Raw genomic sequence first — 10,205 nt, forward strand, 5'->3', positions numbered from 1 at the left:
CCCTCCAGCTCGCCCAGAGCCTTTCAGCCCCGACCCGCCTCACACCCCTTGCCGCCCCCGTCTCCGGAATCAAGCGCCTTGTGATCAGCGAAGCCCACGACTGTAGCACAGGAAATCAAACGGCCGCAAGCGGCGGCTAACCAGGCAGATGGGAAAGCACAACTACAGCTTGCACAACGCGAAAACGATCGCGCCGTGGCAGCACGCTTAAGCGGCAGTCAATATCCCTGCTCGGGTGCCACCATAGAAGGAGTTGCGCGCCCCTCCTGGCACCGAGGCGTCAGCCAGATCAGGTCTCCTCCTGGAAGGCCTCTTGGCGCTTGCTACGAATCGAAGGCAGCATGACGACCACGATCATCAGCGCAGCCGCAACCAGCAGGCCCGCAGACAAGGGGCGTGTCAGGAAGGTGCTCCAGTCCCCGCGTGCCAGCAGCAGCGCGCGGCGCAGGTTCTCTTCCATCATGGGGCCGAGGATGAAGCCAAGAAGCAGCGGCGCCGGCTCACAACCCAGCTTGTAGAAGACGTAGCCCAGCAACGCGAAGCCTGCCGTCATATAGACATCGAAGCTGTTGTTGTTCAGCGAGTAGGTACCGATGCAGCAGAAGACAACGATGGCAGGAAAGAGGAAGCGGTAGGGCACCGTCAGCAGCTTGATCCAGATGCCGATCAGGGGCAGGTTCAGGACGATGAGCATCAGGTTGCCCAGCCACATCGACGCGATGAGTCCCCAGAACAGCTCAGGGTTACTCGTCATGACCTGCGGGCCGGGCTGGATGCCTTTGATCGTCATCGCACCGACCATCAGCGCCATCACGGCATTGGGCGGGATCCCCAGCGTCAGCATAGGGATGAAGCTGGTCTGTGCTCCCGCGTTGTTCGCACTTTCCGGACCTGCCACCCCCTGGATGGCGCCCTTGCCGAACGGCACGCGCGGATTGCGATTGATCTTCTTTTCTAGCGTGTAGGCCGCGAACGAAGCCAGCAGTGCACCGCCACCGGGCAGCACGCCGAGGACTGATCCAAGCGCGGTACCGCGCAACACGGCGGGCCAAGCGTCCTGGAAGTCCTCCCGCGTTGGCCACAGGCCCTTCACCTCTTTCGTGAAGACCTCGCGGTTCTCTGCCGGCTGGCCCAGATTGGCAATGATCTCGCCAAAGCCGAACACGCCCATGGCAATGATCACGAAGCCGATGCCGTCGGTCAGTTCCGGGATGTCAAAGGAGAAGCGCGCGGTGCCCGTGATGACATCGGTGTTGATCTGACCGATCAACAGCCCCAACACGATCATCGCGATGGCCTTGATCAAGGACCCCGACGCCAACACCACGGCACCGACCAAACCCAGCACCATCAGCGAGAAGTACTCGGCGGAGCCGAACTTGAAGGCCAGTTCCGTCAGCGGCGGTGCGAAGGCCGCAATGATGATGGTGCCGACGCAGCCAGCAAAGAAGCTGCCCAGGCCAGCCGCCGCGAGAGCGGCGCCGGCGCGACCCTTGCGGGCCATTTGGTAGCCGTCAATGGCCGTGACGACCGAACTCGATTCGCCCGGCACATTGATAAGAATGGCGGTCGTCGAGCCGCCGTATTGCGCGCCGTAATAGATGCCGGCGAGCATGATGAGGGCGGGTGTTGCGTCCAGCGCGTAAATGGATGGCAGCAGCATCGCGATGGTCGCGACCGGGCCAAGGCCGGGAAGCACGCCGATCAGTGTGCCCAGTACGGTGCCGAAGAATGCATAGAGCAGGTTCTGCAGCGTCAGCGCCGTCTGGAAACCCAGACCAAGGTTATTCAGGAGATCCATGGGCAGCCTCAGCCGGTGATGTAGATGGGCCAGAGGGGGATGGTCAGCTTGAGACCCACGATGAAAAGGGCCCAGCTGCCAAACGTCAGAACCACGCAGCTGATCAACACATCGCGCCAGCGGAATTCGTTGCCTGCCAACGATGCCAGCGTGATGAGCAATGGCAGAGTCACTGCCAGCCCCAGGCGCGGCAGCGCAAGCCCGAACACGATGATGGATCCGATGATGACCAGCAGAGGCCGCCAGGCGATGTCGCCCACGGGGTCGCCGCCTTCCGCCTCCACCGTCAGTGCCGTGAACAGTACGGCGCCGCCAAAGACGGCCAACAGAATACCGAGGCCGAAAGGAAAGTAACCGGGACCTGGCCGCGCGGATGTGCCAAAGGAGTACTCAGTCGCTCCCCATGCAAAGCCCACACCGACAACCAGGAACATCAGGCCGGACCAGAAGTCCCGCTGGCTCTTGATCTTCATCGCTTCTTGTCTCCAGCACGCCGCGGGAAGGCGTGCAACATCGTGGCGGCGATTCTGTCAGCGGGGACCTGCCTCCGGCCTGTGGATTACACGTATCAGCCTTCCCAGGCCGGCGTGCTGCGCAGCACCTCTTCTACCGTCGTCACGCCTTCGGCCACCTTCATCGCACCAGCCAGGCGCAGCGGCCGCAGGCCCTCCTGCATGGCCTGGCGGCGCAGCGCTGCGAGATCGCCCAATGCGCCCTTCACGCCCTCGCTGACCGCTAGCAGCTCATACAGGCCTGCGCGCCCGCGGAAGCCGGTGTTGCGACATTCCAGACAGCCGACAGGCTTATAGGGCTTGACCCCGCCGCCCAGGCGCCAGTGGCGCACCAGGTCGTTGAGGCTTTCGCGAGTGACGAGCGGGTCTGGCTGCTTGCAATGTGGGCAGAGCGTTCGCACCAATCGCTGCGCCAGCACGCCAATGACGGTCGCGCTGATCAGGTAGCTCGGCACACCCAAATCCATCAAGCGCGTGATGGCCGACACCGAATCATTGGTGTGCAGTGTGCTAAATACCAGATGGCCGGTCAGCGCAGCCTGGATGGCCATCTCGGCCGTCTCCAGATCGCGGATCACGCCGACCATGATGATGTCCGGGTCCTGGCGCATCAGAGCGCGCAGGCCCTCGGCAAAACCGAAGTCCAGCACGTTCTGCACCTGGGTTTGATTGAAGGCCGGCTCGATCATCTCGATCGGGTCTTCGATCGTCGTCACGTTGACTTCATCCGTCGCCAGGCGCTTGAGCGTCGAGTACAGCGTCGTCGTCTTGCCGCTACCGGTCGGGCCGGTCACGAGGATGATGCCGTGGGGCTGCTTGACCAGCTGCTCCCAGCGGTCCGAGTCATGCTGGCCAAAGCCGAGCGACGACAGGTCCTTGACCGCGGTGTCGGGGTCGAAGATGCGCATGACCATCTTCTCGCCGAAGGCCGTGGGCAACGTCGACAGGCGCATTTCCACTTCGTCGCCGCCCGGGTTGCGCGTCTTGATGCGGCCATCCAAGGGGCGGCGCTTCTCGACGACGTCCATGCGTCCCAACAGCTTGATGCGCGACGTCATCGCCGCCATCACCGTAGGGGGCAACTGGTAGACCGTGTGCAGCACACCGTCGATGCGAAAGCGGATGACGCCCATCTCGCGGCGCGGCTCCAGGTGGATGTCGCTCGCGCGCTGGTCGAACGCGTATTGCCACAGCCAGTCGACCACCTGCACGACGCCCTGGTCGTTGGCATCGAGCTGCTTGTTCGTCTTGCCCAGCTCGACGAGTTGCTCGAAGCTCGCGACCGAGCTTTGCTCGCCGGCCTTGGCCGCCGCGCGTACCGAACGCGCCAACGTGAAGAACTCGGTCGTGTAGCGCGCGATGTCCAGCGGGTTGGCGACCACAAGCTTGATGGGCTTGCGCACATGCGACTCGATCTGCGCCACCCAGCTCGTGTCGAAGGGCTCGGACGTCGCAATCGTCACGTCGTTCAGGCCGAACTGCACCGGCAGGCAGCGTTTGGCCTCGGCATAGCCGATGGACATCACATCACTCACGCGGCCAACATCGACCTTCAGCGGGTCGATGCGCAGATACGGAAAGCGGGCGCGCACGGCCAGCCACTCGGACAGCGCATCGACGTCCAGCGGCTTGCCCGTCGACAGCCGCACCAGGCTGGCATGGCCCAGACGCACCAGCGGATGCAGCGCGCTGTCGCCGGCCGCAAAGCGCTGCTCGGTGCGCTGCACTTGCGGCTCGTCGATGAGGCCGTCGTCCAGCAGCCAGTGCAGCATCTGACGCCACTCCAAGCGACCATCGGACTTGGAGGCGGAGGCCGCTGAGGGCTTGGGCTTGGTCGTCATCGAAGGCTGGTTTCAGAGTGCGTTGAGGATGCTCATCGGCAGCGGCCTGACAAGCCTGAGCCATTTGCCGGCCGGCAGCTTGAAGCGCGATTCGATGTTAGCCGCGCGCTGCTCCAGCACGTCGCGGTGGGGCACCTGGCTGCCGCGCGCCGCCACGACGACCGTGTTGCCTTCCTTGGTGGGCGCCAGGCTCCAGACCTGGTCCGAGCCAAAAGCCTTGGCAATGCGCAGCGCGCTGCGTGCAAAACTGGCGCTGCGACCGAAGAGGTTGACGGTCATCAGCCCGCCGTCTGCCAGCACGCCACGGCAGGCGACGTAGAACGCCTCGTCGTCCAGCACCGGTGCGGCGGCATCGTGATCATAGAGATCGACATTCAACACATCGACAGTCTGCAGATTCGCGTCGTCATTGACCCAGGCCGCGGCGTCGGCGTTGATCACGTTCAGCCGCGCGTCATTGGCCGGCAGGCGGAACCACTGCCGGCAGGCGGCGATGACCTCGGGGTTGATCTCTACCGCCGTGGTGCGCATCTTTAATTGGCCATGGCTGAAGCGCGTCAGCGCAGCCGCGCCCAGACCCAGTTGCACGGCATGACCCTCTCCCAGTGAAGCAGCGTCACGCCACAGCATCCATGCGCACATGCGCTGGATGTATTCCAGCTCCAGCTGATCCGGCTTGCGCATGCGCATGGCGCCCTGCACCCAGATGGAGTCCAGGTGCAGAAAGCGGACACCATCGAACTCGCTCAGCGTGGCCGGGCCCCAGGTCTGCGGCTGCGTTCTTTTCATGGCCGGCATCCTAGGTCAGCCCAGACACCACGCGAGGGCGCTGCGCCAGGCTTCGATCTTGTCCGTGAGTCTCATTCCCGCATGCGCGGGACTCGTCGACGGCAGGCGCAGCACCGGCAGGGCGGGCTCACCAAGCGCCGCCAGCGCCTGGCGGTGGGCCAGCGCCCCGTTGCAGCCGATGGCACGCAGCCTGGGCATGCGGGCGACGAGCTCCCTCAGATCGCTCGGCTCGGCGTGCGCAATCGCCGAGTCCAGGCTGCCATCGCGCCGGCAGGCCGCCACGGCGTCCCACAGCGCAACGCGATGCTGGCGCAGCGCCTGCAGACGTTGGGCATAGGGCCGCATCGCGAGGTCCGCCTCGCCCAACAGGGCGGCCATGACCGGCCAGAACGCATTGCGCGGGTGCGCGTAGTACTGCGCTGCCTGCAGCGACGCGACGCCGGGGAAGCTTCCCAGCACCAGCATCCGCGCCCGCGTGTCGAAGACCGGCGGCAGGCCGATCAGGCGGCGCTCGAACTCGGGGTTTGCAGGCTTGGCGCGAGAGGCCCGCGGCTGAGACGATGCAGGTGGCTTCAAAAGAAAGGATGCGAGATGAACGCTCTTGCGGTACCGCGGACATCATGGCCGATCTGATCGCCCGCATCGCCGGGCTGTGGCGCTACCCGGTCAAGTCCTGCGCCGGCGAGGCCGTCGAGACATTGAAGCTCGGTGTCGATGGCTGGCCCGAGGGCGACCGAGGCTGGGGCATCGCCGATGCGAGCGGCGAACTGACCTGGATGGGCGCCCACCCCCGCCTGGCGCTTGTCAGCGCACGCGGCACACAGGGTGGTGGTCTGACGCTGGAGGGCGAAGGGCGCCGGCTGGAAATCGCCGCAGACGGCGGCGGCGCCGTGAACGTGCGCGCCTGGAATGGCGAGCGCCAGGACTTCGACCTCCTCATGACCCGGGATGCCGGGGACGATGCGGCCGCTCTGCTGCTGGCAACCACCGGCGAGCACCTGCGGCTTGTGCGGCTCAGCCTCGAAGCCCAGCGGCGGCCGATGCTGAACCCACTGCACATCGTCGGCGACGGCTCCTTGCAAGCCTGGGCGGCCGCGCTCACCAAGCCGCTTACCGGCGCGGTCCAGCGCGTGCGGCCCAACGTGCTGTTGAGCGCGGACGATGGCGGCGCCCTGCCCGCCTTCATCGAGGACATGCTGATCGAGGCTCGCATCGGAGCGCTCACGCTGCGCCGCACCACACCCTGTGTCCGCTGCATGATGACCACCATCGACCCAGCGACCGGCATCGCCCAGCCCTTGGCGCTGGACGCGCTGACCCAGCTCAGCGCCGAGCGGGAGCCTGGGGCGCCGGTGCAGTTTGGCATCTACGCGAGCGGCAGCGGCACGGGCGTGCTGCGCGTGGGCGACCGGGTGGAGATGATGCTGGACTTCTGCGCAGCCTAGCCAGGCTAAGGCTGCCGCGGCAGCCGCGGCAGCGCCACCCGCGCGTTGGCGCTGGTGATGGCCGCCGTCTGCGCCAGCGTCCAGCCGCGCATCCCGGCCAGGCTTTCGGCAATGCGCGGCAACTCGGAGGATTCATTGCGCGCCTGGCCCGGGCTCGTCTCGCGCTGCACCGCCGTCTTGTAGAGCCAACGCGGCGGAATGTCGGGTGCGTCGGTCTCCATGACCAGCGCCGTGTCCGGCACGCCCGCCGCGATACGCCGGATCTGCAGCGAGCGCTCAAAGGTCAGCGTGCCGCCGAAGCCGAGCTTGAAGCCGAGGGCGATGAAGGCCTGTGCCTGCTGCTCGCTGCCGTTGAACGCATGGGCAATGCCACCGTGCGGGAAACCCACGCGGCGCAGGCCGGCGAGCAGCAGGTCGGCGCTGCGGCGCACGAGCAGCAGCACCGGCAGGCCGGCGCGCTTGGCGAGCTTGAGCTGCTCGACGTAGAAGTGCTGCTGGGTGTCCGCGTCGATCCCCGCCACGAAATGGTCCAGCCCGATCTCGCCGACGGCCACCAGCCGCCCGTCGCCGCCGTGCTGCTCCAGCGCTTCAGCCACACAGCGCAGATCGCCCGGCTTCGCGCCCATCACGCACAGCGGATGGATGCCGAGCGCGTAGGTGAGGTCGTGTTCATGCGCCAGTTCGCGCACCCGCCCCAGGTTGCGCGCATCGACGGCCGGGATGACGATCTGCGAAACGCCCGCCGCCCTCGCACGCGCGACGACGGCCTCACGGTCGGCGTCGAACTCGGCCGCGTCAAGATGGCAGTGGGTGTCGATCCACACTGCCTGCGCCTTTAGCGGAACACGACGGTCCGGTTGCCGTTGAGCAGCACGCGGTGCTCCGCATGCCACTGGATGGCCCGCGCCAATGCCACGCACTCCATGTCGCGGCCGATGCCGACCAGCTGTTCGGGCGGCATGCTGTGGTCGATGCGGGCGACCTCCTGCTCGATGATCGGGCCTTCGTCGAGGTCGCTGGTCACGTAATGGGCCGTTGCGCCGATCAGCTTGACGCCACGCTCATAAGCCTGGTGATAGGGCTTGGCGCCCTTGAAGCTGGGCAGGAAGCTGTGGTGAATGTTGATCGCGCGGCCGCTCAGATCCCGGCACAGCTCGGGCGACAGGATCTGCATGTAGCGGGCCAGCACGACCAGGTCGATCTGGTTGTCGGCGATCACTTCGCGGATCTTGGCTTCCTGCGCCGCCTTCTGCGCAGCGGTCGCGCCGAGCAGCGGAAAGTGGTGGAAGGGAATGTTGTGCGACGCCGCGAGCTGGTAGAAGTCGCGGTGGTTGGACACGATGGCCGGGATCTCCACGTTCAGGTGCCCGGTCTGCACCCGGAATAGCAGATCGTTCAGGCAGTGGCCCAGCTTGGACACCAGCAGCAGCACACGTGTCTTGCGGGCGCGCGCCACCAGTTCCCAGTCCATGCCGAACTCGTCGGCCAGGGGCTCGAAGACGGCCTGTAAAGCGCGCTCGTCGGCCGCGGCCTCGAACTCGATGCGCATGAAAAAGCGCGCATGGTCGGCGTCACCATGCTGGTGCGAGGTCAGGATGTTGCCGCCCTGCTGCAGCAGCACGCCGGTCACGGCATGCACGATGCCGGCGCGGTCGGGACAGGAGAGCTTGAGGACGAAGCGGGGATTCATGAGGCTTGGAATTGGCCCGCGACAAGCTGCAGCTGCCGGTCGCAGCGCGCCGCCAGGTCGCGGTCGTGGGTGACGAGAACGAAGGCGGTGCCCAGCTCGCGGGCGCGCTCCAGCATCAGCGCGAACACGGCGTTGGCGGTGTCGCGGTCGAGGTTACCGGTGGGCTCGTCGGCCAACACGCAGGCCGGGCGCGTGACCAGCGCGCGCGCGATGGCGACGCGCTGGCGTTCACCGCCGGAGAGTTCCGACGGGCGATGCATCACGCGGTCCTTCAGGCCGACGCGGGCCAGCATCTCGGCCGCCGTGGCGCGTGCATCGGCCGGTGCCTGGCGGCGGATGCGCAGCGGCATCGCCACGTTGTCGAGCGCGCTGAACTCCGGCAGCAGGTGGTGGAACTGATAGACAAAGCCCAGGTGCCGGTTGCGCCAGTCACCGCGCCCGGCCTCGTCCATGTCTGCCAGCGCGCGACCCATCAACGTGACCTTGCCCGAGGTGGGCGCATCCAGCCCGCCCAGCAGGTGCAGCAGCGTGGACTTGCCCGAGCCCGAGGCGCCGACGATGGCCAGCGTCTCGCCGCGCGAGACATGCAGGTCGACCCCCTTGAGGACGGTCACATCGAGGCCGCCCTCGCTGAAACGGCGCGTCAGCCCGGTCGCCTGAACGATCAACTCATTCATAGCGCAGCGCCTCCGCCGGTTGCACGCGGCTGGCGCGCCAGCTCGGGTAGAGCGTGGCGAGGAAGGACAGCACCAGTGACACCAGCGCGATCGGCACGATGTCCGCGCGCTGCGGGTCGCTGGGCATCTGGCTGATGACGTAGATGCTGCCCGGCAAGAAGCTGACGTTCAGCAGCCCCTCGATGGCCGGCACGATGACGTCGACATTGAAGGCCACCAGCAGCCCCAGGCCCACGCCCGAGAGCGTGCCGATGACGCCCGACACGGCGCCCTGCACGATGAAGATGCCCATGATGGAGCGCGGGCTGGCGCCCAGGGTGCGCAGGATGGCGATGTCGCTCTGCTTGTCCGTCACCGTCATCACCAGGGTGGACACCAGGTTGAAGGCCGCGACCGCGACGATCAGCGTCAGGATGATGCTCATCAGCCGCTTTTCGATCTGCACCGCGTCGAACCAATTGGCATTGGCACGCGTCCAGTCGCGCACCATGATGTCGGGGCCCATGCCGGTCGAAAGCTCGCCCGCCACGCGGCGTGCTTGGTGCACATCACGCAGCTTGAGCTGCACGCCCGTCGGGCCCAGGGTGCGGAAGAGCTTGGCCGCATCGTCGACATGGATCAGCGCCAGGCCAGAGTCGTATTCATAGTGGCCCGCACTGAAGGTGCCGACGACGTTGAAGCTCTTCAGCCGCGGCAGCACACCCGCTGGCGTGACCTGGCCGCCGGGCGCCACGACGGTGATCTTGTCGCCCTCGCCGACGCCGAGCTGGCGCGCCAGCTCGGCGCCCAGCACGATGTTCCACGCGCCCGGCTGCAGCCTGGCAAAGGCGCCATCCTTGAGCTGTGCGCCCAGGGTCGTCACGGTGGCCTCCTCCGCCGGCGAGATGCCGCGCAGTACGGCACCGCGCATGTCCTCGCCGCGGGCGATCAGGCCCTGGTTGGCGATGAAGGGGGCCGCGCCGACGACTTCGGGGTTCTCGCGCGCCTTGGCCGCCGTCGCCTGCCAGTCGGGCAGGGCCTGGCCGCTGTAGTCCAGCAGCTCGACATGGGCGATGACGTTGAGCATGCGGTCACGCACCTCTTGCTGGAAGCCGTTCATGACCGACAGCACGATGATCAGCGCAGCCACCCCCAGTGCGATGCCCAGGATGGACACGCCCGAGATGAAGCTGATGAAGCGGTTGCGCCGCCCGCCGCGGCCGGCGCGCGTGTAGCGCCAGCCGACCTGGAGTTCAAACGGCAGATGCATGGGGCGGTGGGCGGGGGTGCAGCATGGGGCCGGCATGGTAACTGGCGCGCCTTGGCGAGAATGGGCCGAACCCCCTTCCGGAATCACGATGAAGCCCTTGTCTGTCCTGCTGTCGGCCTGTCTGCTGACATTTGCGCTGGCCTCGCCCGCCGCGGCCCTGCCCGACCTGGTCGTGCTGGTGCGCCACGCCGAACGCGCCGC

General features: G+C 66.6%; 10 protein-coding genes. 1 reads left to right on the plus strand and 9 read right to left on the minus strand.

What is annotated here, in order from left to right; genetic code table 11:
* Positions 1-289: 289 nt before the first annotated feature.
* From ACT6S0_RS23985 to ACT6S0_RS24005, 5 genes are all read right to left on the minus strand, one after another.
* Entirely contained in the window at positions 290-1,801 is a 1,512-nt protein-coding gene (locus tag ACT6S0_RS23985) for a tripartite tricarboxylate transporter permease (RefSeq protein ID WP_444766286.1), read from the minus strand.
* Between the two features lie 8 nt (positions 1,802-1,809).
* Positions 1,810-2,274, minus strand: a complete 465-nt coding sequence (locus tag ACT6S0_RS23990) for a tripartite tricarboxylate transporter TctB family protein (RefSeq protein ID WP_444766287.1) — start codon at positions 2,272-2,274, stop codon at positions 1,810-1,812.
* 95 nt (positions 2,275-2,369) lie between these two features.
* On the minus strand, positions 2,370-4,154 hold the full coding sequence (locus ACT6S0_RS23995) for a GspE/PulE family protein (protein ID WP_444766288.1): 1,785 nt from the start codon (positions 4,152-4,154) through the stop codon (positions 2,370-2,372).
* Between the two features lie 12 nt (positions 4,155-4,166).
* Positions 4,167-4,943 (minus strand): spermidine synthase, encoded by a 777-nt coding sequence (locus ACT6S0_RS24000; protein ID WP_444766289.1) that lies wholly within the window; start codon positions 4,941-4,943, stop codon positions 4,167-4,169.
* A gap of 15 nt (positions 4,944-4,958) precedes the next feature.
* Entirely contained in the window at positions 4,959-5,519 is a 561-nt protein-coding gene (locus tag ACT6S0_RS24005) for a DNA-deoxyinosine glycosylase (RefSeq protein WP_444766290.1), read from the minus strand.
* A 44-nt stretch (positions 5,520-5,563) separates the two neighbouring features.
* Between ACT6S0_RS24005 and ACT6S0_RS24010 the strand changes: the two genes are divergently transcribed.
* On the plus strand, positions 5,564-6,388 hold the full coding sequence (locus ACT6S0_RS24010) for an MOSC domain-containing protein (RefSeq protein ID WP_444766291.1): 825 nt from the start codon (positions 5,564-5,566) through the stop codon (positions 6,386-6,388).
* A 5-nt stretch (positions 6,389-6,393) separates the two neighbouring features.
* On the opposite strand, the gene ACT6S0_RS24015 is transcribed toward ACT6S0_RS24010, so the two are convergent.
* The 4 genes from ACT6S0_RS24015 to ACT6S0_RS24030 are packed head-to-tail and all read right to left on the minus strand — an operon-like array spanning position 6,394 to position 10,004.
* Positions 6,394-7,212: a TatD family hydrolase gene (locus ACT6S0_RS24015; RefSeq protein WP_444766292.1), complete on the minus strand. Its 819-nt coding sequence runs from the start codon at positions 7,210-7,212 to the stop codon at positions 6,394-6,396.
* 11 nt (positions 7,213-7,223) lie between these two features.
* Complete coding sequence (purU, locus tag ACT6S0_RS24020) at positions 7,224-8,078, minus strand: formyltetrahydrofolate deformylase (RefSeq protein ID WP_444766293.1); 855 nt, start codon at positions 8,076-8,078, stop codon at positions 7,224-7,226.
* Positions 8,075-8,755 (minus strand): lipoprotein-releasing ABC transporter ATP-binding protein LolD, encoded by a 681-nt coding sequence (lolD, locus tag ACT6S0_RS24025; RefSeq protein ID WP_444766294.1) that lies wholly within the window; start codon positions 8,753-8,755, stop codon positions 8,075-8,077. The genes purU and lolD overlap by 4 nt, the downstream gene beginning before the upstream one ends.
* Entirely contained in the window at positions 8,748-10,004 is a 1,257-nt protein-coding gene (locus tag ACT6S0_RS24030; RefSeq protein ID WP_444766295.1) for a lipoprotein-releasing ABC transporter permease subunit, read from the minus strand. The genes lolD and ACT6S0_RS24030 overlap by 8 nt, the downstream gene beginning before the upstream one ends.
* Between the last annotated feature and the right edge of the window lie 201 nt (positions 10,005-10,205).

Origin of the sequence: Roseateles sp. (assembly GCF_052436255.1) — a bacterium.
Lineage (GTDB): Bacteria > Pseudomonadota > Gammaproteobacteria > Burkholderiales > Burkholderiaceae_C > Pelomonas.